24 protein-coding genes are annotated in these 24,881 nt (G+C 36.1%); 8 read left to right on the top strand and 16 right to left on the bottom strand.

Annotated elements, in window-relative coordinates; all coding sequences use genetic code 11:
• Positions 1-70: 70 nt before the first annotated feature.
• The gene (locus LV89_RS02315; protein ID WP_109741247.1) at positions 71-418 is read right to left on the bottom strand and encodes a XisI protein; all 348 of its coding nucleotides are present in this window, start codon (positions 416-418) and stop codon (positions 71-73) included.
• On the bottom strand, positions 406-819 hold the full coding sequence (locus tag LV89_RS02320; RefSeq protein ID WP_109741248.1) for an element excision factor XisH family protein: 414 nt from the start codon (positions 817-819) through the stop codon (positions 406-408). Before LV89_RS02320 ends, LV89_RS02315 begins: the two co-directional genes overlap by 13 nt.
• Before the next feature lie 358 nt (positions 820-1,177).
• Here LV89_RS02320 and LV89_RS02330 point away from each other — a divergent pair, with 358 nt between their 5' ends.
• Positions 1,178-2,128, top strand: coding sequence for a 3-keto-disaccharide hydrolase (locus tag LV89_RS02330; protein WP_109741250.1), 951 nt, complete (start codon positions 1,178-1,180; stop codon positions 2,126-2,128).
• Between the two features lie 150 nt (positions 2,129-2,278).
• Here the strand turns inward: LV89_RS02330 and LV89_RS02335 are convergent, their stop codons facing one another.
• Positions 2,279-3,244 carry a purple acid phosphatase family protein gene (locus LV89_RS02335; RefSeq protein WP_109741251.1) on the bottom strand — a complete coding sequence of 322 codons (966 nt, stop codon included), beginning with the start codon at positions 3,242-3,244 and terminating at the stop codon, positions 2,279-2,281.
• Positions 3,245-3,380: 136 nt separating this feature from the next.
• Between LV89_RS02335 and LV89_RS02340 the strand changes: the two genes are divergently transcribed.
• Complete coding sequence (locus LV89_RS02340; RefSeq protein ID WP_109741252.1) at positions 3,381-4,589, top strand: anhydro-N-acetylmuramic acid kinase; 1,209 nt, start codon at positions 3,381-3,383, stop codon at positions 4,587-4,589.
• Positions 4,590-4,683: 94 nt separating this feature from the next.
• The gene (locus tag LV89_RS02345) at positions 4,684-5,193 is read left to right on the top strand and encodes an NUDIX domain-containing protein (protein ID WP_229201459.1); all 510 of its coding nucleotides are present in this window, start codon (positions 4,684-4,686) and stop codon (positions 5,191-5,193) included.
• A 56-nt stretch (positions 5,194-5,249) separates the two neighbouring features.
• Here LV89_RS02345 and LV89_RS02350 read toward each other — a convergent pair whose 3' ends face one another.
• Positions 5,250-6,620 carry an ethanolamine ammonia-lyase subunit EutB gene (locus LV89_RS02350; RefSeq protein ID WP_109741254.1) on the bottom strand — a complete coding sequence of 457 codons (1,371 nt, stop codon included), beginning with the start codon at positions 6,618-6,620 and terminating at the stop codon, positions 5,250-5,252.
• Between the two features lie 387 nt (positions 6,621-7,007).
• On the opposite strand from LV89_RS02350, the gene LV89_RS02355 reads away from it, so the two are divergent.
• The 4 genes from LV89_RS02355 (at position 7,008) to LV89_RS02370 (ending at position 12,017) form a co-directional block, all read left to right on the top strand.
• Complete coding sequence (locus LV89_RS02355) at positions 7,008-7,265, top strand: autorepressor SdpR family transcription factor (protein ID WP_109741255.1); 258 nt, start codon at positions 7,008-7,010, stop codon at positions 7,263-7,265.
• Positions 7,266-7,289: 24 nt separating this feature from the next.
• Positions 7,290-8,381, top strand: coding sequence for a PDDEXK nuclease domain-containing protein (locus tag LV89_RS02360; protein ID WP_109741256.1), 1,092 nt, complete (start codon positions 7,290-7,292; stop codon positions 8,379-8,381).
• A gap of 49 nt (positions 8,382-8,430) precedes the next feature.
• A complete protein-coding gene (locus LV89_RS02365) occupies positions 8,431-9,039 on the top strand; it encodes a hypothetical protein (RefSeq protein ID WP_109741257.1) in 609 nt (202 codons plus the stop codon).
• A 167-nt stretch (positions 9,040-9,206) separates the two neighbouring features.
• Positions 9,207-12,017 carry a M16 family metallopeptidase gene (locus tag LV89_RS02370; RefSeq protein WP_109741258.1) on the top strand — a complete coding sequence of 937 codons (2,811 nt, stop codon included), beginning with the start codon at positions 9,207-9,209 and terminating at the stop codon, positions 12,015-12,017.
• Positions 12,018-12,135: 118 nt separating this feature from the next.
• On the opposite strand, the gene LV89_RS02375 is transcribed toward LV89_RS02370, so the two are convergent.
• The 7 genes from LV89_RS02375 to LV89_RS02405 all read right to left on the bottom strand — a co-directional run bounded on the left by LV89_RS02375 (position 12,136) and on the right by LV89_RS02405 (position 18,858).
• Positions 12,136-12,645 (bottom strand): D-glycero-alpha-D-manno-heptose-1,7-bisphosphate 7-phosphatase, encoded by a 510-nt coding sequence (locus LV89_RS02375; RefSeq protein ID WP_109741259.1) that lies wholly within the window; start codon positions 12,643-12,645, stop codon positions 12,136-12,138.
• A gap of 297 nt (positions 12,646-12,942) precedes the next feature.
• Positions 12,943-14,850, bottom strand: coding sequence for an ABC transporter ATP-binding protein (locus tag LV89_RS02380; RefSeq protein ID WP_109741418.1), 1,908 nt, complete (start codon positions 14,848-14,850; stop codon positions 12,943-12,945).
• Between the two features lie 245 nt (positions 14,851-15,095).
• Positions 15,096-15,482 carry a type II toxin-antitoxin system VapC family toxin gene (locus tag LV89_RS02385; protein WP_109741260.1) on the bottom strand — a complete coding sequence of 129 codons (387 nt, stop codon included), beginning with the start codon at positions 15,480-15,482 and terminating at the stop codon, positions 15,096-15,098.
• On the bottom strand, positions 15,464-15,694 hold the full coding sequence (locus LV89_RS02390; protein ID WP_109741261.1) for a hypothetical protein: 231 nt from the start codon (positions 15,692-15,694) through the stop codon (positions 15,464-15,466). The genes LV89_RS02385 and LV89_RS02390 overlap by 19 nt, the downstream gene beginning before the upstream one ends.
• An 89-nt stretch (positions 15,695-15,783) precedes the next feature.
• Positions 15,784-17,028 carry a sulfate adenylyltransferase subunit 1 gene (locus tag LV89_RS02395; RefSeq protein ID WP_109741262.1) on the bottom strand — a complete coding sequence of 415 codons (1,245 nt, stop codon included), beginning with the start codon at positions 17,026-17,028 and terminating at the stop codon, positions 15,784-15,786.
• A 74-nt stretch (positions 17,029-17,102) separates the two neighbouring features.
• Positions 17,103-18,017: a sulfate adenylyltransferase subunit CysD gene (cysD, locus tag LV89_RS02400; protein ID WP_109741263.1), complete on the bottom strand. Its 915-nt coding sequence runs from the start codon at positions 18,015-18,017 to the stop codon at positions 17,103-17,105.
• A 160-nt stretch (positions 18,018-18,177) separates the two neighbouring features.
• The gene (locus LV89_RS02405) at positions 18,178-18,858 is read right to left on the bottom strand and encodes a phosphoadenylyl-sulfate reductase (RefSeq protein ID WP_109741264.1); all 681 of its coding nucleotides are present in this window, start codon (positions 18,856-18,858) and stop codon (positions 18,178-18,180) included.
• Positions 18,859-19,081: 223 nt separating this feature from the next.
• Between LV89_RS02405 and LV89_RS02410 the strand changes: the two genes are divergently transcribed.
• Positions 19,082-19,777 (top strand): AlbA family DNA-binding domain-containing protein, encoded by a 696-nt coding sequence (locus LV89_RS02410; RefSeq protein ID WP_229201460.1) that lies wholly within the window; start codon positions 19,082-19,084, stop codon positions 19,775-19,777.
• 40 nt (positions 19,778-19,817) lie between these two features.
• On the opposite strand, the gene LV89_RS02415 is transcribed toward LV89_RS02410, so the two are convergent.
• From LV89_RS02415 to LV89_RS02435, 5 genes are all read right to left on the bottom strand, one after another.
• Positions 19,818-20,471, bottom strand: a complete 654-nt coding sequence (locus LV89_RS02415) for a hypothetical protein (RefSeq protein WP_109741265.1) — start codon at positions 20,469-20,471, stop codon at positions 19,818-19,820.
• 379 nt (positions 20,472-20,850) lie between these two features.
• Positions 20,851-21,912 carry an NAD-dependent epimerase/dehydratase family protein gene (locus LV89_RS02420; RefSeq protein WP_109741266.1) on the bottom strand — a complete coding sequence of 354 codons (1,062 nt, stop codon included), beginning with the start codon at positions 21,910-21,912 and terminating at the stop codon, positions 20,851-20,853.
• A 157-nt stretch (positions 21,913-22,069) separates the two neighbouring features.
• Positions 22,070-23,392, bottom strand: a complete 1,323-nt coding sequence (locus tag LV89_RS02425) for a thioredoxin family protein (protein ID WP_109741267.1) — start codon at positions 23,390-23,392, stop codon at positions 22,070-22,072.
• Positions 23,393-23,582: 190 nt separating this feature from the next.
• Complete coding sequence (locus LV89_RS02430; RefSeq protein ID WP_109741268.1) at positions 23,583-24,092, bottom strand: CvpA family protein; 510 nt, start codon at positions 24,090-24,092, stop codon at positions 23,583-23,585.
• 187 nt (positions 24,093-24,279) lie between these two features.
• Positions 24,280-24,735 carry a GatB/YqeY domain-containing protein gene (locus tag LV89_RS02435; protein WP_109741420.1) on the bottom strand — a complete coding sequence of 152 codons (456 nt, stop codon included), beginning with the start codon at positions 24,733-24,735 and terminating at the stop codon, positions 24,280-24,282.
• Positions 24,736-24,881 lie beyond the last annotated feature (146 nt).

The following is a 24,881-nucleotide window of genomic DNA, read 5'->3' on the forward strand; positions in this document are numbered from 1 at the left end:
ACTCAATGGTTTATTTTGTGAAATGATTGTTCTAAAATGGTCGTCTGTGAAGAGAAAGACTTTTGACGAATTATTTAGCAACAACACCTTGAACAGTAGTTTCCAACGGTTGTTGCAGAGGCGAAAACCCAACAAAAATATCTTGATTTTCAACTCCTCTCTCAACAAGTTCTTGACGAAGTTTTAAGTCTGTCCAATTTTGTTGAATCCAAATTTGCTCATTTTTAATATCGAAGTGGAAAACAACATCATAAATAAATTTACCCTTTTGCCAGCCAACACTCACTAATTGGAAGTGATTTCTTTTAGTATCCACTAAGATTTGTTGTTCTAAATTTGGGGCATTTGCATACGTGATTTTAGCGTAATCCTCTAAGAACGATAGCAAAATTTCCTGGTATGTTTCTATCTTTTCCATAATACTGAATTTTCATTATCAGGTTGATACACAATAATTTTTATACATCTTTTAGCAATAACCTTTTGTATAAATGGCTCTTGAAAGAAACTATCATACACACTTTCTGGAACAGCTAAAAAAAGAATTCTATTAGGTTCTTCATCTTCCAAAGCAATCTGATAATTGTCGTATTGACCCACCGCTTCATGAAACATAGAAATAAGCGAATCATCAGAAAACGATTTTATTTCAACGGCTATTTTTTCATTATCTTTTTCAGCGGCAATAATTCTCTCTGCCCCTAAATCAATAAACATTCTTACTGAACCTATTTTGAGAGGATAAGGGTCGTGTGTAACTGTCCAACCTTCATTGATAAGTGCTTTTTTTACAACATCGTGATATAAATCCTTAGCCATTAATTTAATTTTTAGTAAAGGTATAAAATATTTAGATGCAACCAACTGAGTGAAATTTACCTACTAAATTATTTCTCCTTTGTTGGTATTTTCCACCAACAAAGGAGAAATAATAATTGTCTGCTTTCGCACGAGTTGTTGGAGGAAACGTTGAGAATTACAGAGAATCCCAACGTAGTCAAGATTCAAAACCTTTACTACATTCAAAAATTAATCCCCCTCCTACCATTATCTGTATGCCTCCACAGAAAGCCCAATATCTTACTTTACAAAATTTTAAGTAATTTAGAATCGCTGTCTTTCCGACAATGACAAATACATTCGTAAACCATTTAACCAAAAACAAAATCGAAAAATCATGCAAAAACTCATCACAAATGTACATTTGATAATTCTATGTATTTTATGCTCAACGTTGGCAATTTCAGCCCAAAGTGTAGAAGGACGTTGGGATATTACCATTACTAAAAGAAATAAAAAAATCCCGTCTTGGTTAGAAATTAATCACTCTGGGGTAAAATACCTCAATGGGCGTTTTGTGGGTAGTGGCGGTAGTGCCAGACCTATTTCAAGAGTTAATTTTAAAGACAATAAAATGTCTTTTGCCATTCCGCCACAGTGGGACAGAGAAGATAAAGACCTTGTAGTAGAGGCTGAATTGAAAGATGGAAAATTGGAGGGAACAATGAATCAGCCCAATGGCGAAGTGGTGAATTGGGTGGGTGTAAAAGCTCCAAAATTGATAAAGTCTCAAGAACCTATTTTCGGAAAACCGATGGCTATTTTCAATGGTAAAAACTTAGATGGATGGCAAATTATTGGAAGAGAAGACCGCCCTGCCGTAGGCGAAAACCAATGGGTTGTGGAGAACGGTGTTTTGAGAAGTCCAAAATCAGGTGCAAATATCAGAACGACTAAAACCTTTGGTGATTTCAAATTACACGTTGAATTCCGTGTGCCAGAAGGTAGCAACAGTGGCGTATATCTACGTGGACGTTATGAAACTCAAATTACTGATGGCTTTGGCATAGAACCATCTGCTATTGAGTTAGGTGGAATTTATGGTTTTGTGAAGCCTTTGGAAATGCCTGCTAAAAAAGCGGGCGAATGGCAAATTTATGATATTACTTTAGTGGGAAGAGTGGTAACAGTAATGCTAAACGGCAAGACAACTATCTATAAAGCTGAAATACCGGGAATTACGGGGGGAGCAATTGATAGCAATGAGTCAGAAGCAGGTCCAATTATGTTCCAAGGCGACCACGGGCCAATTGAGTTTAGAAACATCACCATTGCAGCGGCAAAATAGAATCTAAATTGCTCTTCGAGGTAGTTTTTAGAAATATCTCGAAGAGCAACTATAATTTATGATTCAAAGCAATACGACAAAACAAATTGTCTTTCTTATTTCATAAATCATTGACAATCGTAAATCGTAATTCTCAAATCGTGCTTGTACTTACTTCTTCACTTCTGTTCGATAAACTACCTTTCCATTTTCATTAATTACCTGTACGTTCATACTTTTCGTTCCTATCGAAAATGTCATGAATCCATAGTCAGATAAAGCTAATTTACTGATGGGTAATTGTCCAATCGGGGTTGCTTCTGAAGCCGAACCTGATACAAAATAATGTGTTTTTCCCGTAGGCAAAAGGTGTTGTAAATCGTGGTCGTGTCCGCATAAATACGCATCTACTTCGTATCGGTCTAAAATTCCTTTCAAAGAATTTCTAATGGCACGAGTATCATAACTTTCTCTACGTTTTTCGGTAGCAGTAAATAAGGGATGATGCCCTACCACCAATTTCCACTTGATATTAGGGGATTTATTCGCTAAAGTTTTTTCCAACCATTTTTTCTGAGCGGTACTGTCTTGCGTAACAACATTTGGACCATAATCTTTGTTAGTATAAAACTCTGGAATCAACGGATTGGTGTCGATAAAGGCTATTAAAACCTGATTGGTCGTATCGCCATCAATGGCAAATGTTTTGCTGAAATAACGGGCGGGCATTCTCCATCTTCTACTAATTTTTGAATAAGCCACTTGTGCGTCTGGATTTCCGCCGTAATCATGATTTCCTAAAACAGAATACCAATCCCACTGTAAAGAAAAAGCCTTGTAAATATCTTCAAACGACGCCTTCCATAAAGGGTCAAATTCGCTCATAACACCTCTCGGATAGAAATTATCTCCCGTTGAAATGATAAAATCTCGATTAATTTCTGCCGCAGTTTTCCCCATTTGTTTGGCTACTGGAATTTGATGGTCTTCACCAACTCGTCCCCAATCTCCCATCAAAATAAAATTTAAAGTCTTGGGATATTTCCGCAAACTTGTATCTGGCGTTTGGGCAAATAAAGGCATATTTACGGTCAATAAAACCGCCAATAATATACCGTAAAGGTTTAGTTTTTGCATGATTATGGTATTTTTTAGAATACAAAATTACTCGTATGGAAGAATTAATTATTTGTTTTGATAGGCTTTTATTGAAAATTATCATAAATACATTTCAACTTCGTAAATTTGAAAATCATCAATAAAAATTAACCTCATGAATAAAAACCTCCAATCGCTCTATCAAATTGCACAAAAAACTACTCGTAAAATTATTGGATTAATGTCAGGAACATCAATGGATGGACTTGATGTGGCTCTATGCGAGATTTCGGGTGCGGGCGAAAACACGGAAGTTAAATTATTACATTTTGATACAGTTGATTATTCAGAAGAAATCAAAACAGAAATACGCAAAGTTTTCGCTAAACAAACTATTGATTTTCAGCATCTTGCTTTGTTGAATGAATGGATTGGCGTACTTCATGCCGATATGATTTTGAATTGTTTAAAATCTTGGAATATTTCTACCGACGAAATAGATTTAGTTGCCTCACACGGACAAACGGTCATGCACGCTCCTAAAATTTTACACCTACAAGAGAAATTTCCGAATGCCACTTTACAAATTGGTGATGGCGACCATATTGCCGTAAAAACGGGAATTATTACGATTTCTGATTTCCGACAAAAACACCTTGCCGCAGGTGGAGAGGGAGCTCCACTGGCTGTTTATGGTGATTATTTTATTTTTGGCAAAAAGGGCGAAAACCGAATTATGCTCAATATGGGTGGAATTGCCAATTTTACGTATTTACCTGCAACCATGAATCCAGAGGAGGTTTTTGTGACAGATACAGGAACGGGAAATACGTTAATTGATGCTTTTACAAGACTCTATTTTCCAGAAAAAGCCTATGATAAAGATGCCGAAATTGCTCTACAAGGTTCTGTCAATCAAGCACTTTTAGAAGAATTAAAAGCTGATAATTTCTTTAAAGGACCTTATCCCAAAACAACTGGCCCAGAATTATTTAGTATTGAGTACGTCAAAAAAGCACAAACAAAAAGTAACACTTCCGATATTTCTGTCCATGATTTATTGGCAACTTTAACTCGTTTTAGTGCCGAGACAATTGCGGAAGCGATAAATTTTACGATAAATAATACTTCTTATGACCTCAAAGATTTCCGTATTTATATGTCGGGTGGAGGAATGCACAATCCGCTATTAGTTGAATGGTTAAAGGAATTGTTACCTTGTGAATTCCTGAAAACCAACGATTTAGGCATTTCGGGAGATGCAAAAGAAGCGGTACTTTTTGCCATTTTAGCCAATGAAACGGTATCAGGTGGAGAATCAGATTTTGGTTCTCGCAGAGGAATTCCTTCGGTGTCAATGGGTAAAATATCTTTCCCAAGCTAAAATTTATAGCTTATGGCACGCAGATTTAAAAGGAGGGATTTATAAAATTTCACTAAATCACAACTCACTAAATCACAATTAAAAAATGTCCAAAATGAAATTCTGTCCACAATGTGGCAAACCGTTGGAAACCCAATTTAGAGACGGCAAAGACCGTATTCAATGCACTGACCAAAGTGAACTTTGTGGTTATGTTTTTTGGAATAATCCTACGCCTGTGGTGGCTGCCATTGTTGAACACGAAGGCGATATTATTTTGGCTCGCAATGCTGCTTGGCCAGAAACTTGGTACGCTCTCATCACAGGATTTTTAGAAGCTGGCGAAACGCCCGAGGAAGGCATTTTACGTGAAGTAAAAGAGGAATTAAACCTTGATGCTGAAATTGTGGAATTGGTCGGTTTATATGAATTTCACCGAATGAATCAGCTCATTATTGCCTATCATGTACGTGCAACAGGCGAGATACAATTGAGCGAAGAGTTAGTGGATTACAAACGTAAAAAAGACCATGAAATTCAGCCTTGGCAAGCAGGAACAGGCAAAGCCGTACAAGATTGGCAAGCCAAAAGAGGGATTTTCAATGAAGTGATTTCTTTTAGATAGTAGGTAGTAGCGAATAGCATTCGCCAGTTTGGATATTTGACGAATGCTATTCGCCACTACAAATTCATCGCCTCTATTAACTTCATATCCCCTGCTTTTAATCTCATTTTATCATCAAAAATATTCATTTTCAGCAACCATTCTTCAAACTCTGGAGCGGGACGTTTGCCTAATAAATGCCTGATATAAAGGGCATCGTGAAATGAAGTACTTTGATAATGCAACATCACATCATCTGCCCCCGGAATACCCATGATAAAATTACAACCTGCCGTACCCAAAAGCGTTAAAAGCGTATCCATATCGTCTTGGTCGGCTTCGGCGTGGTTGGTATAACAAACATCCACGCCCATTGGAAGTCCTAATAATTTACCACAAAAATGGTCTTCTAAACCCGCCCGAATGATTTGTTTTCCATCGTACAAATATTCTGGACCAATAAAACCCACAACGGTATTTACCAAAAGCGGATTAAAATGTCTTGCCACGGCATACGCCCGAGTTTCACAGGTTTGTTGGTCGAGTCCATGATGAGCATTTGCCGAAAGTGAACTGCCCTGTCCCGTTTCAAAATACATCAAATTATTGCCAACCGTCCCACGATTTAGCGAAAGCCCAGCTTCGTAGCCTTCCTGTAAAATATTCAAATTAACGCCAAAAGAAGTATTGGTAGCTTCCGTTCCACCAATCGACTGAAAAACCAAATCCACAGGAGCATTCCGTTCAATAGCTTGAATAGTCGTTGTAATATGGCTCAAAACACACGATTGCATCGGAATATCAAAACGTTGCCGAACACTATCCAACATTTCCAAAAGCCGAATAACCGTTGGAATATTATCCGTTGCAGGATTTATACCAATAACAGCATCTCCACTTCCATAAAAAAGTCCATCAATCATACTGGCGGCAATTCCCCGAAAATCGTCCGTCGGATGATTAGGTTGTAAGCGAGTCGAAAACCGCCCTTGCAAGCCAATTGTAGTTCTGAATTTCGTTACCACTTCACATTTTGAAGCCACCGTAATCAAATCTTGCACTCGCATAATTTTGCTTACTGCCGCCACCATTTCGGGAGTTAAACCTTTTTGAAAACTCGTTAATATTTGTTTATCAACGGTTTCTTGCAAAAGAAAATCCCTAAAACCCCCAACTGTTAGATGACTAATTGGAGCAAAAGATTGTGCATCGTGCGTATCAATAATGAGCCGAGTTATTTCGTCTTTTTCATAAGGAATTAGATGTTCCGTCAAAAAGGTTTTGAGTGGAATATCCGCCAAAGCCATTTGAGCTGCCACTCTTTCTTGAGCAGATTTTGCCGCCACTCCCGCCAACTCATCGCCCGACCGCAGAGGCGTTGCCTTCGCCATCAAAGTTTTGAGGTCGGGGAAATGGTAGGTAATATTTTTGATGGTTTGTTGATACATTTTTTATTTAACTGGTGATTAGTTATTGGAAATTAGAAAATGGGAATTACCAAACTATTTGATACAAAGAAAAAGGTTTTTTAGCGAACCTGTTTAAACTTTTCGTTTTGAATGGAAATTGAATTGATTTTATGACTGTGAGTTTAAAATTTGCGACATATAGCATCGCTACATTGAGTAAATTTTAAATTCACAGGCTTCAAATCAAACCATTTACAACAAAAGGAATAAGTTTAAACAGGTTCAGCATCCTCCTTATCAGAATCTCATAAAATAACTGATAATCTTCTGAGTATTTAGACAATCTTCTAAATATTTTCAGCAAAACATTTGGAAGTAAAGGCATTTTATTTAGACATTTGCCTAAATATTTATTTACAAGTAATCATGAACATACTTTTTAAAGCCTTAAATGACACTACCAGACGTGAGATTTTGGAAATGCTCAAAGACGGAGACATGAATGCGGGCGATATTGCCGATAAATTCAATATGACAAAACCCAGTATTTCGCATCACCTCGATTTACTGAAACAAGCCGATTTGGTCATTGCCGTAAAGAAAGGACAATTTGTAGAATATTCCCTCAATATGACCGTAATGGACGAAATTATGGCTTGGTTTGTTCAGTTTAAAACACAATAATTTTACTCCTTAAAAAATCATCAAATGAATTTTGAACAATTAATAAATTCGATTGAATCTACTCACATCCAATTATCCTCGCAGGCAGTTAAGCAGGTAAATAGTTTACAAACCATTAGAAATTGGCTGATTGGTTGCTATATCGTGGAGTTTGAACAGAAGGGCGAAGACAGGGCAACCTATGGGAAACAATTACTCTTAAACATTTCAGAACAAATGAAATCAAAAGGTAATATTGGGTTTTCAGACCGAAATCTTCGACAATTCCGACAGTTTTATTTGACTTATCCTCAAATTTGGCAGACAGTGTCTGCCAAATTCAAAAATGCAATTACCCAGTCGGTATCTGAGCAATTGAAAAATCCAAATGATGATTCATATCAGGAATTGATGTTACCCGTTGAAACGCTCATCAACACACTTTCTTTCTCTCATTTTATAGAATTATTACGCCTTGATTCCGATTTAAAAAGAAGGTTTTATGAAATAGAAACGGTTAAAAATGCGTGGAAAGTTAGAGAGTTGGAGAGAGCAATTGATACTTTATTATTTGAAAGAACGGGACTTTCAACAGATAAAAAAGGGGTTATTGCAAAAATCAAAGACCAAAAGCCTTTTGAAGCCAAAGACATCGTTAGAAATCCTTATTTTTTAGAATTTATAGGTTTAGAAGAGAAATCTCAATATTCGGAAACTGATTTAGAAACTGCTATTATCAACCATTTACAATCGTTTTTGACAGAATTGGGGCGTGGGTTTTGCTATGAAGCCAGACAAAAACGAATCACTTTTGGCAATACACATTATCGAATAGATTTAGTTTTTTATCATAGAGTATTGAAGTGTCATGTATTAATTGACCTAAAATTAGGAAAATTTGACCATGCAGATTCGGGGCAAATGTTGATGTATCTAAATTATTTCCGTAAAAACGAAATGACCGAAGGCGACAATCCACCCGTAGGCATTATTTTGTGTGCAGACAAAGACGATGCTTTGGTTGAATACGCTACCGCAGGGCTTGAAAATGAATTATTTATCTCAAAATATATGCTTCAACTACCTGATAAACAAACGCTTTTGAATTTTATAGAGCAAGAATTGAAGAATCAATAATCTGTAAATTTACTCCCTTAAAACGTTATCCACTTAAAATATTTACACTATGAAAACCCAAAATTTAGCACAAAAAATTGCACTTTGCATCGTACCAATTTCCCTATTTTTTATTTCAAATCTACTAAGAAATGAAGCTGGCAACAAAGAATCAACCTATCCATTAGCATTCATTTCTATTCAAAATGTTTCTATGACTTGCGTTTATATTTTTACGCAAAGAGATTCTTTTTTTAACGGAAATGATAAAATGGTTTTTTTAGGAAAAAGAGTTGACCTTCTTTTTACCATCAGTCAAGTATGTTTGGCAGGACTTTTATACCTCTTTTACATTAAGTTTGGAGATATAGTAAGCCTATCAGAAGCCTTTATTTTTATTGTAACCATGCTTTATGGCAACTATTATTCTCTAATTCCAATGCCTCCTGTTAATGTTTCTATGTATTTCGAAGATGAAGATATTTGGCGTAAAGTAAGCATTTTTAGAGGGCGACTAATATTTAGTTTTGGTCTAATAGGTTTGTTTGCTGTGTTATATTATTCTCCAAAAGGCATTGGAATTGAATATATGTATTTAGTATTAGCCGTTATATCGATAACATTTCTTAGCACTTATTTCTATGCAAAAATAGAGTATTTAAAGAAATTTGACCGTTAGATATTTCCCAAATAACAATTTCCAATTCTCATCACCGTTATTCTACCAAATATTACTAAATTGTGCTTGTAGCACAAGATTTCACAAGAAAGATTCCTGTGCTACAAATTAGCCCCCTAATCTAAAATAAAAACACCTCTGTTGGGGTCAGAGGAACTCTATTTCAAATGAAAAAAATCACTACACTGGTTGCTGGTTTGGCGTTGGGACTGCTTTCCAACCATGCAACTTTCGCTCAAGAAGATTTGAGCAAAATGCTTCTTCCAATGGATTCTCGAGTTAAAACGGGCGTTCTTCCCAACGGTTTAAAGTATTACATCATGAAAAATGCTGAACCCAAAAATCGGGCTCAGTTGCGTTTGGCAGTTAAAGCGGGTTCTGTTTTGGAAAATGACGAGCAACAGGGACTTGCTCACTTCATGGAACACATGAATTTTAACGGTACTAAAAATTTCCCAAAAAATGAATTAGTTAATTTCTTGCAAAAATCTGGGGTTCGCTTCGGTGCTGACTTGAATGCTTACACGAGTTTCGACGAAACGGTTTATATGTTGCCTGTTCCGACTGACTCGATTGAAGTTTTCAAAAAAGGAATGCAAATTTTGGAAGATTGGGCTCATAATGCCACCCTCGACCCTTCTGAAATTGATAAAGAAAGAGGGGTAGTTTTGGAAGAATCACGTACAGGAAAAGGGGCTCAGGCACGTATGCGTGACAAATATTTTCCTGTAATTTTGAATAATTCGCAATACGCAAAACGTTTGCCGATTGGTAAAGATGACATCTTGAAAAACTTCAAATATGATGTTTTAAAACAATTCCACCAAGACTTTTATCGTCCTGATTTAGAAGCAGTTGCTGTTGTAGGAGATATTGATGTGGATATGGTTGAAAAAATGATTATTGAAAAATTCAGCGGTATCAAAAATCCTGCAAACGAAAAGGAAAGAACAAAATATAATATTCCTTTGACTGGCGGAACGGACGTTGCCATTGTTACCGACCCCGAACAACCAAATACGATTATCCAAATTTTGAACAAACAACCAAAACGCAAAGACGTAACTTATCAAGACCGTCGTGAAGGAATGGTGCGTTCATTATTCAACCAAATGTTATCGTCTCGTATTCAAGAACTTACGCAAAAAGCTGACCCTCCTTTCCAATTTGGATATGCAGGTTATGGTGGATTTTTAGGAAATCTTGATGCCTTTACGTCTTTCGTGGTTGCCAAAGGTGGAAACGTCGAAAAAGGTTTAAAAGCCATTTTGGAAGAAACCGAAAGAGCGAAGAAATTCGGATTTAATGCTTCTGAATTAGCTCGTGCGAAAACCCAATATATGGTCGGACAAGAACGTGCCTACAAGGAAAAAGACAAAACGGATTCTGAACAAATGGCTGAAGGATTAGTAGGTGCTTTCACAGAAGATGAAAATTTGACTTCACCAGATTTTAGCTACGATTTCACGAAAAAATATTTGGAAGGCGTAAAATTAGAGGAAGTAAACGCCTTGAGTAGCACCTTAATTACGGCTGATAATCGTGCGGTAATTTTGATGGCTCCTGAAAAAGACAAAGCAACTTTACCAACCGAAGCACAAATCAGAGAATGGTTGAATACTGCGGGCAAAAACGTAACAGCTTATGTTGACCAAACGGTTGACAAACCTTTAATTGCTAAATTGCCAACGGGTTCAAAAGTTACGGCAACGAAACAAATTCCAGAAGTAGGAATTACTGAATTGACTTTTGCCAATGGCGTAAAAGCGGTTTTGAAACCAACTGACTTCAAAAATGATGAAATTTTGATTGGTGCATACAGCATGGGCGGAACAAATTTGTACGCTGATAAAGATGCAGATAACGCTCGTTTGGCTTCTACAATTGCTTCAATTGGTGGTTTGGGAGAGTTTTCTTCAATCAATCTTCGTAAAATGATGACGGGCAAAGTAGCAAGAGTTATGCCGTATATCACAGGGACTTCTGAAAACTTCAACGGTTCAACTTCACCTAAAGACCTTGAAACTTCTTTACAGTTGGTTTACAGCTATTTTACGCAACCACGTTTTGACGGAGAAGTTATCAAAGGGTTTTTAGCAAATCAACGTGATGCCTTGGCAAATCAGCAAAAAACGCTTACGCCTGAGAAAGTTTATAACGATTCATTAAGCGTTATTTTGAGTAACTACGCTCCAAGAAATTTACCGATGACGGTAGAAAGAATGGAAAAAATTGACGCTCAACGTGCTTTTGATATTTATAAAGAACGCTACGCTGATGCTTCTGATTTTACGTTTGTATTGGTTGGAAATTTCAAAAATGAAGAGATTAAACCTTTGTTAGAGAAATATTTAGGCGGTTTACCTTCAACAAAACGTAAGGAAACCTTCAAAGATTTAGGCATTCGTACTCCAAAAGGAAAAATAGAAAAAACACTTTATAAAGGTACAGAACCAAAAGCACGTGTAACCATGGTTTGGTCGGGTGATTATGAAGTTACGCCAGAAAACGAAACGCAAGTTGAAGCACTTTCGGAAGTGTTAGAAATCAAATTGATTGAAAAATTACGTGAGGAAGAATCGGGCGTTTATGGCGTGGGCGTAAGTGGTTCAACGACTAAAATTCCTGCAAAACGTTATAATTTCAGAATTGCTTTCCAATGTGCCCCTGAAAATGTGGAAAAATTGGTAAGCCGTACTTTAGCAGAAATTCAAAAAGTGAAAGATGCTGGAGCAGAAGCTACTGATATTGAGAAATTTAAAGCTGAAACGAAACGTCAAACTGAAACACAATTGCGTGATAATGGCTTCTGGTTAGGTTATTTACAAGGACAATACCAAGACGGCGAAGACGTAAAAGAAGTATTGAAAGAAGACGAAATGTTGAAAAAAGTAACGGTAGAAAGTACAAAAGCCGCTGCTAAAAAATATTTCGCTGAAAACATGATTAAAGTAATTATGTTGCCAGAGAAGAAGTAACACAGACTTCAGTCTGTCTCAAATAAAAACGCCCACTGGTTTAATAAATTAAATCAGTGGGCGTTTTATTTACTTTTGCAAATGAATTAATTTTTTCCAGACTAAAGTCTGGGTTACCCTACGCCAAAACTAATTCGCTTGCTCTTAGTAAATCACTGGTTGTAATTTCAGATTGCGATTCTTCTGGCTTTTCAGTTAAGTGAATAGTTTTTACGCCCGCCTTTTTCCCCGCTGTAATGTCTCGGTGAGCGTCACCAATCATCCACGAAGTATTCGGGTCAATTTTATATTTTGCCATTGCTTTTTCAATCATCAAAGAATCGGGCTTACGTGTCAACGAAGCCGACGTAAATTTCTCATGATGTGGACTGAAATAAATATCATCTAATAAATTTCCACATTGCTCTTGGAAATAATTATGGCACATCAATACATCTTCACGAGTATAAATTCCTTTCGCAATTCCCGACTGATTGGTAATTACAATCAATAAATATCCTGCTGCTTTTAATTTTTGGAGAGCCTCAATCGTACCTTCTGGAATAATTAAATCTTCAAGACGATAAACATAATCGACTCTATCTACATTCAAAACGCCATCACGGTCTAAGAAAATACATTTGTTCATAGTAATGTTTTTTGTACAAAAAATTTGATAAGCATAAGTTTTAATAAATTTTACTTCGGCAAATCAAATAAATAGGTATTCAAAAAATATGAATATATAATTATTTTTTTGTACAAAATATATAATTTATTTATAAAAGACAAATTTGTTCACAAAAAAACGCAGACTTTTTCAGATTAGTCTGCGTTTTTTCAATTAATTATCATGTGGTAAAGAATCTTCGATTTGATTATCTACTCGATATTTTCAATAAATATCTGAAAATCAATAATTTAAAGCTCAAATAACGGATTCAAATTATAATGAAGTTTCTAAAGCCGAATTATTCTCAAATTGCAATTTTACCAAGTTGGCATAAATTCCGTCTTCAATCGTTACCAATTCATCATGTGAGCCTTTTTCCGCTACTTCTCCCTCTTTCAAAACATAAATGGTATCAACATTACGAATGGTTGCCAAACGGTGAGCAATGATAATGGTAGTGCGGTTTTGCATCAAAACATCTAAGGCATCTTGCACCAATTTCTCCGATTCAGAATCTAAAGCACTTGTGGCTTCATCTAACACTAAAATAGCTGGGTCTTTCAAAATAGCACGAGCAATGGCAATTCTTTGGCGTTGTCCTCCCGATAATTTTACGCCACGTTCACCAACAATGGTTTGAAATTGCTCAGGAAACGAATCAATAAAATCAAAAGCATTGGCTTTACGAGCAGCTTCAATCACTTCTTTTTCGCTTGCATTTGGATTTCCGTAAGAGATATTTTCATAAATCGTTCCTCCAAAAAGCATAACTTCTTGCGGTACAATGGCAATTTTTTTACGTAATTCTGTTAAATCGTAGTCGTTGATATTCTTTCCATCTACTAAAATATTTCCGCTCGACAGTTTATAATAACGCATCAACAACTGAACAATCGTTGATTTCCCTGCTCCCGAATAACCCACTAAACCGATTTTTTCACCTGATTTTACTTCCAAAGAAATATTCTTCAAAACGCCTACATCTGGTCGAGATGGATATGAAAAGGCAACATTTTGATAGACAATTTTAGGGTTTGTGTGAGCTTCAGTCTTTCCTACCGATTTCTCCGTTAAATTAATTTCAGAATCTTCTCTTAAAATTTCCAAAATTCTTTCAGAAGCACCAATCGTTCTTTGAATTTGTGCGTACATATCACCCAAACCGCCAACAGAACCACCAATAAATCCTGTATAAATAATGAAGGTAAAAAGGTCTTTAAATGCCAACTCTCCACTCAAAACCAAGTTTCCGCCGTACCAAACCACACCAACAACACCACCAAACAACACAAAAATTACAAATGAAATAAAACCACCTCTGAAAGTTGCTGCTTTCAAAGCATAATCAACCACTCGTTGAACAGACGAACTGTATCTTTTTGCTTCTAAATCTTCATTCGTAAAGGCTTTTACAACGTTAATTGACTGTAAAGTTTCTTCAACGATAATATTGGTAGAAGCCAATTCATCTTGCACTTTCTTGGCATTTTTACGAATAAATCTTCCAAAAATAATGGCGGCAACCACCAAAAATGGAAAAGTCATCAACATAAAAAGTGTCAATTTGCTCGATAAATATGAAATAAGGATGATACCACCAATCAACGTAAAAAGTTGACGGAACAACTCTGCCAATGTAATAGAAAGAACATCTTGCAATTGAGAAATATCGGTCGTCATGCGGCTCATGAGGTCGCCAACACGGTTTTTCTCAAAAAATGGGACAGGCAAAGTGATGATTTTTGTATAAAGAGTTCTACGCAAATCTCGCATAGAACGTTCGGAAACTCTGGCAAAAGTGTAAACTCTAAAAAACGAGAAAACAGCTTGTAAAATCAATAAAAAGACGAATAATGCAGTAACATTGTTGAGACTTAAAGTTACAGAATCGGGATTGAGGAAATGTTGTATTCGCTGACTTACGCCTGAATTTGGCATATTGGCAAACTCCTGAGTTACGGCTTTATTTGGAGAAACAATCGCTCCAACCATTTGCCCCATCAACAATGGAATACTCATGGAAGTGATTTGCGAAAGAATTAAAAATATAAATCCGATAAAGAATGTTCCTTTGTAGGGAAGCGTAAATTTGAAAATACTTAAAGCCTTATTAAAACCCTCTTTGGTTACTTTTTTCTTGTCTTCTGGAGCTACTTCTGCCCCGAAATTGCGTTTTGCCATTTTTTGTGTGGTATTTATTCCTTCAATCAAAACCGTAAAACATACGAAGTAGTTCGGGTTTTAGCCTGTGATTGCCATTAACGAAGTACAAAATTAGGTTAAAAGGAGGTTTTTAAATAAAATATTAGCCACAAAGGCACGAAGACACAGAGAAAAGTGACGTTTTTGTACAAGAAATTTAAAGATTATAAAGACAAAAGAGTGGATGGATTGGTTGAAATGACAGATGAATATCTTCTAATAAATTAAGATGTAAAATCATAAGGATTGATAAACGCCAAACCCTCAATTCCTTCAAAATCTTTCGTATTTCTGGAAATTAAGGTCAAATTATTGACTAATGCCGTAGCGGCTATAAGTGCATCAGGAAGTTTAATTTTATAGTTTTGACGAATATCTATCGTCTTATCAATTAGGCTTTTATTAGCATCATGTACAGTTGAAAATGCTACAAATCTTTCTAATAACTCGTATTCTTGAGAAGAAATATTTTTAGTGGCAAACAACTCAATATTGGTAACAATTGATATTTCAGGATTAATTCCTAACAATAGATTTCTCCCATTTTCAGGCATTTTTCCATTACAGAAGTCAATCACAGCATTGGTATCTATTAAATATCTCTTTCCCATTCTTCTCTCATTATTTGTGTAGTCTCATGAAGTTTTTTAGCAGATTCATCTGAAAGTTTACCCCAAAAATCAGCCATAGTAACTTTTTTCGGTAATTCTTCCACAATTTCATCAACAGCATAAAGAAGAACCTCTATTTTCTTTCCAATATATTTTTGTGGGATTGACAATAAAATGTCTGTTTGGAGAGGAGTTATACTTGTACGTGTCATCTTTTACAAAGTTTTAGTAAACAAAATCACTCTCCCAAATCAATGAAAGAGTGATTCTATAACAAATATAATAATTTTAGGATTCCTTCCTACAAAACAAACCCAACGCCAACCGTTGAATTAGTCTGGTCATCTATTAAAATAAATGCTCCGTTGGCAGGGTTATCTTCATATTTATCAGCAAAAATTGGTTTGGCTGTTTTGATAATAATATCCCCAATTTCGTTCAATTTCAATTCTGAAACGCCTGATTCAATGGTTTGTTGATTTACTACGTCAATCTTTGAACTCAAAGAAACAACTTTCGCCTTTGAATCGTTAATTCCGTGTTGAAGCATATAAGTTTTACCAGAAACCAAAGCTTGTGAATCCATCCAGCAAATTCTTGCAGCGATTTCTTTCAATTGGCTTGGCTGATTGTGTGCTTTTACCAACATATTTCCACGAGAAACGTCCACGTCAGTTTCCAAAGTAATCACTACTGACTCCTTCGCTCCTGCTGATGATAATTGTGTTCCGAATTTCTCGATGGTGGCAATTTTAGACGTTTGTCCCGTTGGTAAAACCGTTACTTCTTCGCCAACTGAGAATGAACCCGAAGCAATTTTTCCTGCATAACCTCTATAATCGTGGAATTCTTCTGTTTTTGGTCTAACCACAAATTGAACAGGGAAACGAGCAGGCTTTTTGATTTCGTCAAAAGAAGTCGATTCTAATTCTGCCAATAAAGGCTGACCACTATACCAAGGCATTTCAGTTGCTTGAATCGAAATGTTTTGTCCGTATAAAGACGACATTGGGATAAAGGTAATTTCTTGTTCATCAAAAGAAACTTTATCGGCAATGGCTTGAATATCAGCTTTAATTGCGTTGAATTTCTCTTCTGAATATCCCACTAAATCCATTTTATTCACACACACGATTACTTTCGGAATCCGTAACATGGATGCAATGAAAAAGTGGCGGTAAGTTTGTTCCAAAACTCCGTTACGAGCGTCAATCAAAATCATGGAAACTTTGGTATTTGATGCTCCCGTAACCATGTTACGAGTGTATTCAAAGTGACCTGGCGTATCCGCAATGATGTATTTGCGTTGTGGCGTTGAGAAATAAATATTAGCTACGTCAATCGTGATACCTTGTTCACGTTCGGCGATAAGTCCGTCAGTTAACAAAGAAAGGTCAAGAAAATCTAAGCCTTTACGTTTTGAAGCAGATTCTAATGCTTCAATTTTATCTTTAGTGATTGACTTTGTTTCGTATAAAAGTCGTCCGATTAATGTGCTTTTGCCATCATCTACCGAACCAGCGGTTGCAATTCTGAGTATATCCATTTTATTGATTGTGGATTTTCGATTTTCGATTTCGGATTTCAGTAAATCGAAAATCCGAAATCGAAAATCCGAAATCAAAAATATCCTTGTTGTTTACGTTTTTCCATGGCAGCTTCCGAGCGTTTATCGTCGATTCTGGCACCACGTTCTGAGATTTCGGCAGAAAGAATTTCACCGATAATATCATCTAATTCAACTGCTTCTGAAGCTACGGCAGCCGTACAAGTCATATCGCCAACGGTACGGAAACGAACCGTTGCTTCGAAAGGAATTTCGTCTGCATCTTTATTAAGGTGTTCAGAATCAGCCCAAAGCATACCGTCACGTTCAATTACTTGACGTTGGTGAGAATAATAAATTGACGGAATCGCCATTTTCTCTTCTTTGATATAATTCCAAACGTCTAATTCTGTCCAGTTTGAAATTGGGAAAACACGAACATTTTCACCAATCGAAATACGACCATTCAACATATCGAATAATTCTGGACGTTGGCGTTTTGCATCCCATTGACCAAAGTCATCACGAACTGAGAAAATACGTTCTTTGGCACGAGCTTTTTCTTCGTCACGTCTTGCACCACCGATACACGCATCAAATTTGAATTCTTCGATAGCATCTAAAAGTGTTACCGTTTGAAGAGCATTTCTTGAAGCATATTTACCTGTTTCTTCCTTAACTTTTCCTTGATTGATAGAATCCTGCACATAACGTACAATTAATTCTGCTCCAGTTTCTTTGGCAAGCCAATCACGGAATTCAATGGTTTCTGGGAAGTTATGACCTGTATCTACATGAACCAATGGAAATGGGATTTTTCCTGGATAAAATGCTTTTTGAGCCAAACGTACAAGTGTGATAGAATCTTTACCTCCTGAGAAAAGTAAAGCGGGTTTCTCAAACTGTGCCACTACTTCACGCATGATATAGATGGCTTCGTCTTCAAGTTCACGTGGAAAATATCCGTGCTTTGGAATTTCAGAATTCATAATATGGTATTGTATGTATTATGTACTAATTATTAAGTATCAAGAAGCACATAAATTTCATTACAGATTCTTTTTCTTCAATATTGTACATTGATTATTAAATATTAAGCGTTGATAATTCTAACAAAATTATCAACTATTCTCTATTAATTATTCTCTATCAACTATGTAAGCCACATTCTTTTTGTGAGGCTTCCCACGACCAACGTCCTGCTCTTGGATTTTCTCCTTCTTGAATGGCACGTGTACAAGGTAAACAACCGATTGAGATAAATCCTTTACGGTGAAGCGGATTGTCTGGTACTCGATTGGCTTTCAAATAATCAAGCACTTGTTCGTAAGTCCAATGAATTAATGGGTTGTATTTGATTACTTTATTGCCTTCGTCCCACTCTACAATTTTCATATCGGCACGGTTTTCTGATTGCTCAGAACGCAAACCTGTAATCCAGATTTCAGCACCTGTCAAAGCTCTTTTTAACGGTTCTATTTTACGGATAAAGCAACATTCTTTACGATTTTCAACAGAAAAATAAAAACTATTGAAACCTTTTTCCTTTACCAACGCTTCTACTCTTGCAGTATTTGGGAAGTATGTTTCAAACTCTTTTTTATATTTCGTTTTGGTAGAATCCATCAATTCGTAAGTTTCTTGAAAGAGACGACCTGTATCCAAAGTAAAAACTTTGATATTCAAATCATTACGAAAAACGGCATCTGTGATTACTTGGTCTTCTTGTCCGAAAGATGTTGAAAAGACTACATTTTTGTAGTTTTCAGTGATGTATTTTAGACCATCCTCCAATGAAAGATTATCTAATTTTTCGATTAACGCTTGCATATTTATTGAGAATGAATGCCAAACGAAGTATTTATCTTCGCATTTCGAAACATACTTTCTATATTTCGAGTTAAATTTTTCTACAAAGATAGATAAAGTCTATTGTATTAGTAGTCTTAAAAGAAAATTATTTGATAATAGTATAGGTTTTTGTAAATAATTATTTATTATCTTTAAATATATCCTTGCATTATTTACAAGCATACCTAAATCATAAACAATTATGAATCAAGGACTTGCAGCCTTTTTCGAAAAGTCAGAAAGCCATAGCCGTATTTCGGACATGAATTTGAAGGATTTAAAAAATCTGGTTCGGCAGGGAGAAAACTCAACCCTCGAATTTAAATTAAAAGCCAATCATCCCGAAAAAATCGTCCGTGAAATTGTTGCATTTGCCAATACCAAAGGTGGAAAACTTTTGGTAGGTGTTGGCGATGACAAGACTATTCCAGGTTTAAAATTTGTCGATGAAGAAGAATACATTTTAGTACGTGCCATTGAACGCAACTGTTTCCCTGCTTTACATTATGAAATAGAAAGGGTTTCGGTTACTGACGAACGGGACGTATTGATATTTTCAATTCCGAAAAGTACCGAGAAACCGCATTTTGTTCAACTCGAAAATGAAGAAAAAGGCAAAGCTTATGTACGTGTCAACGACCGTTCTGTACAAGCAAGCCGTGAAGTTAGACAAATTTTACGCCGTGAAAATGAGGAAGGAATTAAGTTTACTTACGGAGATAAAGAGAAAATTTTGATGGAATATTTAGCTGAAAACAAGAAAATTACGATTGAGAAATTTTCAGAAATTGCTAAAATTCCTCTTTGGTTGGCTTCCAGAACTTTGGTTTTATTGGTTTTGAGCAACGTAATAAAAATTCAACCCGATGAGGTGATGGATTGGTATTATTTAATTTGAAATTACTTATTCATCGGACAAGGCTGTCCGATGTTACAAACTACTTTTTCTCATAATAAGGAGTGCTTTCTGGAACTTCAATAACGGGTGGTTTCCAGAGGATTTTCTTGCCAAATTTGAACGTAATTCCTGCATTTAAACTCACTAAATTATTGTAGCCTTCGGAATACGTAATTCCTGTATATTTTACTTTTACGAAAATGCCCAAACGGTCGGCATATTCTTGTAAATGAATGCCAAAACTTGGAGAAAATCCCCAATTCAATCTCGAACCTGTTTCCAATGGTGGTACATAATTACGATAAACTTCATTGATTTGAGAATCGTATTTTGTATAAAAAGCTCCCGTTTCAAGTCCTAAAAAGGGTTTTACTAAGGTTTTGCTTAAAAGATAATACTCCCCTCCTACCGTCAACGGCACAACGGTTTTGTAAGAATACCCAAACACTTTTGAAGAATAATCGTAATTAGAAACTGCCACCAAAGCCAAACGCATATCGTAAGCTCCCGTTGTTGCAGTTGTTCTGAATTTATCAGAAAGATGTTTTCTTAAACTCAATTCAAAGCCCGAACCCGCAAAATTAGCTTCATGCCCAAAACCTTTTTCAACGGCATAGCTAAAACTCGTACTGACTTGAATTTGAGCAGTAGATAAAAAAGGTATCAATAAGAAAAGTAGTAATAGTTTTTTCATATCGTTTGGAGGGTCAGTTTGACGAATCTGTTGAACTTGAAAACATTTAACGAATATAGGAAATTATTTATTACGCTACTTGACTGATTGTCAATTAATTAAAAGTTGTGATAGTTTATGAGTATATGAGTTAAGGGTTCATGAGTTTATGAGTAAAGTTACGGTAACTCATAAACCTATTCACTCATAAACTTTAAACTCATAAACCTATTCACTCATAAACTTTAAACTCATAAACCTATTCACTCATAAACTTTAAACTCATAAACCTATTCACTCATAAACTTTAAACTCATAAACCTATTCACTCATAAACTTTAAACTCATAAACCTATTCACTCATAAACTTTAAACTCATAAACTCATAAAAAAAGCTCTCTTACTTCAAAACATAAGCTAAAGATTCTTCATTTTCAGCAATCCAATCCGTGATTTCTTGCACGATTTGTTTCATCGAAATCTCAGGTTTCCAGCCTGTCAAAGCCGTTACTTTTGAATTATCCGTTACGTACAAAGGAATATCCGCCGCACGATTTTCGGTAACGGGTGTAATTGGAATAGTCTTTCCTGTTACTTCTTGACAAATTTTGGTCAATTCTTGCAACGAAGCACTTACTTCTACACCACCGCCAACGTTCAAGATTTCTCCGTTTACTTTATCAATATTATGTAACTGAAAATCAACAAGTTTATATAAATCTTTCACGTGTAGCATATCACGAGTTTGTCTGCCCGACCCACCGTATCCGATGTATGCCAATTTCTGTTCCCAATAATGTTTTGCTACCCAAAGCACCATTACACCTTGGTCGATTTTACCCATTTGCCAAGGTCCAGTCAAAACGCCACAACGGTTAATTACGGTTTTCATTCCGTAAAATTCGTTGTATTCGTGAATCATTAGCTCAGACGCCAATTTTGTGGCTCCGTATAAAGACCTTGCTCCGTCTAATGGGAAATCTTCTGCAATTCCTTTGGCAGAAACACCTCTAACGGGTTGATTATCCGTCAAAGCAAAACGAGTTTCTTGCTCTTCGTAATTCAGTTTTTCAATGGCTTTGATGGGATAAATACGGCTCGTTGATAGGAAAATAAAACTTGCACCGCACTTTTTGGTATAGTTCAAACAATTGATTGTTCCGACCAAATTGGTATTTATCAAATAGTCAGGCGTTCCGTCTAATCCTGCTAAAACAGAAGGTTCAGCCGATGCTTCAATGACAAAATCTACCTTTGGAAGAGCGTCAAAATCTTCTTTATTACGAATATCTCCGTGAACAAAAACGGCTCCTGCTTTAGCCAAACGAGGCAAATTGAGTTCAGAACCTTTACGTTTGAGGTTATCCAAACAGATAACTTCGTAAGTTGGATAATTACTTTTAATGTTGATGGCAAGTGCCGAACCGACAAAACCCGCCCCGCCTGTTATTAGTATTTTCATTTATTATTGTTTTCTATGTTCTTATACGATTGATTATCAATTTTAAAAATTGTCATTGCGAGCGTAGCGAAGCAAACTGTTAGTATTTTGATAAGGCATTTCAACTTCGTTTCATCAGTCAGACAGATTGCTTCGTTTCACTCGCAATGACAACAACTCAAAGTTTCCCATCCTTCATCTTCGCCAATGCTTCTTCATATTTAAAAGTTAAGCCTTTTCGTTTTTTGGCTAAATCCAATGCTTTTTCTTCGGCAGTGATGGCTTCTGACCTGATGCCCATTTTGTAGAGTAAATGTGCATAGGTATTCAAATAATCGGGATTTTCATCTATTTCGTTAGCTTTTCGTGACCATACGATTGCTTTCTGTAAAATGGTTTTGTCACTAACATTTTTATAAAACTCCTCCGCCAAAACATCTAAATCCGACGCAAAGTTAATACTTGCGTAGCGACTATGCAGTTTTTTCATGGCATCAAATCTTACTTTTCCAATTTTTACAGAATCGTCTTTACCTGTACGATACGGTAACATAAACTCTTGAAAATGAGCCAAATTCTGTTTTTTTAGTTCTTCTTGCGAAACATTCATCAAATATTTATCCGCTAAATTCTGTGCCGTTTCTAAATATTTGGGCGTATTATTGGTGGATTTATAAAACTCCATGCGGTAACGCTCGTTTTGTCGTCCTGCTTCAACGGGATTAAGTTTTAGGTTTAAACCTGCCAATCTTTCCAACAAATCTAAGTTTTTCGTTCTCAACGCATTCCGAAAATACTCCATCATGGTTGTTGAAACGGTTTCGAGCGTTGAGATTCCGTATTTTTGGAAAGCATTTTGATTTTGTAATAATTCAATGGCTTTACCATTGAGCGTAAATGTATTTTGAGAAAGTAGTTTTAGGGTTCTTTCTGAAGTTTGGTCTGTTGCTGGCGTTGCCAATAAATACTGTTCTACCAATTCCCGATTATCCATCACCATTACGTGACGTTTATTGATGAAATCCACTAAGAAATTAGCCTCTCTTTTCCCTGCCCTGTATTGAGTTTCATAATCTTCTAAACGTCCTTCTCGGTATTGATTTAAGGCATTATCTACCGATTTTAGAAATTCATTTACAGGCATATAACCTGCATCGGTCAATAAAACATTTTGATTTTTATCTGCCCAAACTAAAAATGGATAAGCACTTACGTCAAATTTTCGAGCTAAATCTGGTCCTTCACCTTTTTCTGCATCAATTTTGAAATTGATAAAGTTGGCGTTCATTTTTTGAATGACTTCGGGCTTAGAATAAACCTTTTGTTCCAATTGCTTACAAGGTCCACACCAAGTTGTGAAGAAATCAATAAAAATGGGTTTGCTTTGTGCTTTTGCTTTGGCGACGGTTTCTTGCCAAGAACCTTTTTCAAAATTGATTTCTTGGGCATGAATTGAGAGAATGGTGATGGATAAAAATATGGTTGTGAAAAGTTTTTTCATGAGATAATGTATGGCACGCAGATGACGCAGATGCCTTCGGCAACGCAGATTTACGCAAATTAAAGGGACGGTTGACGAAACTTTTGTATCAAATAATTGTAACGTTCTTTTTTGAGCATAATTATTTTATTCTCGAACAAAAAAATCTACAAAAATCTGCGTTGCTGAAAGCATCTGCGTTCCATGAAGCCTATCCTCGCCATTTATCAATTTGCTTCGGTACAACGTCAATGGCTTTTTCAATAACTTTGGGTGCAAGTGGCTTTACGATTGGATAAAGATAAGTGTTTTCTGTTTCTTTTTGGGGAAGTTTTATGCCGATTGATGAAGTTAACCACAGAAAAATACTAATCCCAAACGCCCATGTAAATGCTCCCACAATTGAGCCAGCAAGCGAGTCGAAACTACCAAAAACAGTATAGCGGATAGATTTACGAAGTAACCAACCTAATTTATTAATCAGAAAAACAATGGGAAAAAATACCGCCCCGAAACCAATATACGGCATGAGTTTCTCGGTCAGGCGATTGCTAATAAAGGGAGAAATCAAGTCGGTGGCGTAACCTAAAATACGGAAACCAATCATCACGGAAAGCACAAAGGCAGCAATAGAAATCACCTCGATAATGATACCCCGTTGGTAACCAATAAATGCTCCCCAAAGCGTTGGAAGAAGGATTAGAATGTCGATTAATTTCATGTAAATAGGGGTTGGGATTTAGGGTTTAGGATTTAGAGTCACAAGCCGTTACTCATCTGTAAATCATAATCTTTCCAACCGCAAGCTAAATTTGCACGAATACTTGGTGATGAATTATAAATGATGAGAAATGAGTAAAAATGAAGTCAATACTCATCACTTTTAACTCATCTCTCATCACTAAAAACTACGCTAAAAGAGCTTTAACCATCGCAGAAACTACTTTTCCATCAGCTAAACCAGCTAATTCTTTCGTAGCAACGCCCATCATTTTACCCATATCCGACGGAGCAGAAGCACCAACACGAGCTTTGATTTCTTCTAATTTTGCTTTCAATTCATCTTCACTTAATTGTTTTGGTAACAATTCTTCGATGATTGACAATTCGATTTGTTCTTTTTCAGCTAAATCTTCACGTCCTTGTGAAATAAAAATTTCTAATGAATCTCTACGTTGTTTTGCCGCTTTTGTTAAAAGTTTCAATTCTACATCTGCTGACAATTCTCCTCCTGTTGTATTTGTTGCGGAAGTTTCTTCCAATAAAATCAATGATTTGATAGCACGAAGTGTACGAAGACGGTCTTGGTCTTTGGCACGCATAGCATCTTTAATGCTATTGTCGATATTAGTTTTTAAAGACATTTTATAAAAAGTTCTAAGTTTTACGTTCTGTGTTTTGTATTTGCCCTTAACTTTGGGACATTCAGAGAACATCAAATTGTTATTCTGTGTTCACAAAGATAATAAAACCGTTATTGGTTATTGGATATTGGTTGTGAGTATTTTCA

Source organism: Arcicella aurantiaca (assembly GCF_003148625.1).
GTDB lineage: Bacteria > Bacteroidota > Bacteroidia > Cytophagales > Spirosomataceae > Arcicella > Arcicella aurantiaca.

Bases quoted from the DNA above. Each gene is read 5' to 3' on its own strand.
- LV89_RS02315 (WP_109741247.1), bottom strand. From the start codon at position 418: ATGGAAAAGATAGAAACATACCAGGAAATTTTGCTATCGTTCTTAGAG.
- LV89_RS02320 (WP_109741248.1), bottom strand. From the start codon at position 819: ATGGCTAAGGATTTATATCACGATGTTGTAAAAAAAGCACTTATCAAT.
- LV89_RS02330 (WP_109741250.1), top strand. From the start codon at position 1,178: ATGCAAAAACTCATCACAAATGTACATTTGATAATTCTATGTATTTTA.
- LV89_RS02335 (WP_109741251.1), bottom strand. From the start codon at position 3,244: ATGCAAAAACTAAACCTTTACGGTATATTATTGGCGGTTTTATTGACC.
- LV89_RS02340 (WP_109741252.1), top strand. From the start codon at position 3,381: ATGAATAAAAACCTCCAATCGCTCTATCAAATTGCACAAAAAACTACT.
- LV89_RS02345 (WP_229201459.1), top strand. From the start codon at position 4,684: ATGAAATTCTGTCCACAATGTGGCAAACCGTTGGAAACCCAATTTAGA.
- LV89_RS02350 (WP_109741254.1), bottom strand. From the start codon at position 6,620: ATGTATCAACAAACCATCAAAAATATTACCTACCATTTCCCCGACCTC.
- LV89_RS02355 (WP_109741255.1), top strand. From the start codon at position 7,008: ATGAACATACTTTTTAAAGCCTTAAATGACACTACCAGACGTGAGATT.
- LV89_RS02360 (WP_109741256.1), top strand. From the start codon at position 7,290: ATGAATTTTGAACAATTAATAAATTCGATTGAATCTACTCACATCCAA.
- LV89_RS02365 (WP_109741257.1), top strand. From the start codon at position 8,431: ATGAAAACCCAAAATTTAGCACAAAAAATTGCACTTTGCATCGTACCA.
- LV89_RS02370 (WP_109741258.1), top strand. From the start codon at position 9,207: ATGAAAAAAATCACTACACTGGTTGCTGGTTTGGCGTTGGGACTGCTT.
- LV89_RS02375 (WP_109741259.1), bottom strand. From the start codon at position 12,645: ATGAACAAATGTATTTTCTTAGACCGTGATGGCGTTTTGAATGTAGAT.
- LV89_RS02380 (WP_109741418.1), bottom strand. From the start codon at position 14,850: ATGGCAAAACGCAATTTCGGGGCAGAAGTAGCTCCAGAAGACAAGAAA.
- LV89_RS02385 (WP_109741260.1), bottom strand. From the start codon at position 15,482: ATGGGAAAGAGATATTTAATAGATACCAATGCTGTGATTGACTTCTGT.
- LV89_RS02390 (WP_109741261.1), bottom strand. From the start codon at position 15,694: ATGACACGTACAAGTATAACTCCTCTCCAAACAGACATTTTATTGTCA.
- LV89_RS02395 (WP_109741262.1), bottom strand. From the start codon at position 17,028: ATGGATATACTCAGAATTGCAACCGCTGGTTCGGTAGATGATGGCAAA.
- cysD (WP_109741263.1), bottom strand. From the start codon at position 18,017: ATGAATTCTGAAATTCCAAAGCACGGATATTTTCCACGTGAACTTGAA.
- LV89_RS02405 (WP_109741264.1), bottom strand. From the start codon at position 18,858: ATGCAAGCGTTAATCGAAAAATTAGATAATCTTTCATTGGAGGATGGT.
- LV89_RS02410 (WP_229201460.1), top strand. From the start codon at position 19,082: ATGAATCAAGGACTTGCAGCCTTTTTCGAAAAGTCAGAAAGCCATAGC.
- LV89_RS02415 (WP_109741265.1), bottom strand. From the start codon at position 20,471: ATGAAAAAACTATTACTACTTTTCTTATTGATACCTTTTTTATCTACT.
- LV89_RS02420 (WP_109741266.1), bottom strand. From the start codon at position 21,912: ATGAAAATACTAATAACAGGCGGGGCGGGTTTTGTCGGTTCGGCACTT.
- LV89_RS02425 (WP_109741267.1), bottom strand. From the start codon at position 23,392: ATGAAAAAACTTTTCACAACCATATTTTTATCCATCACCATTCTCTCA.
- LV89_RS02430 (WP_109741268.1), bottom strand. From the start codon at position 24,092: ATGAAATTAATCGACATTCTAATCCTTCTTCCAACGCTTTGGGGAGCA.
- LV89_RS02435 (WP_109741420.1), bottom strand. From the start codon at position 24,735: ATGTCTTTAAAAACTAATATCGACAATAGCATTAAAGATGCTATGCGT.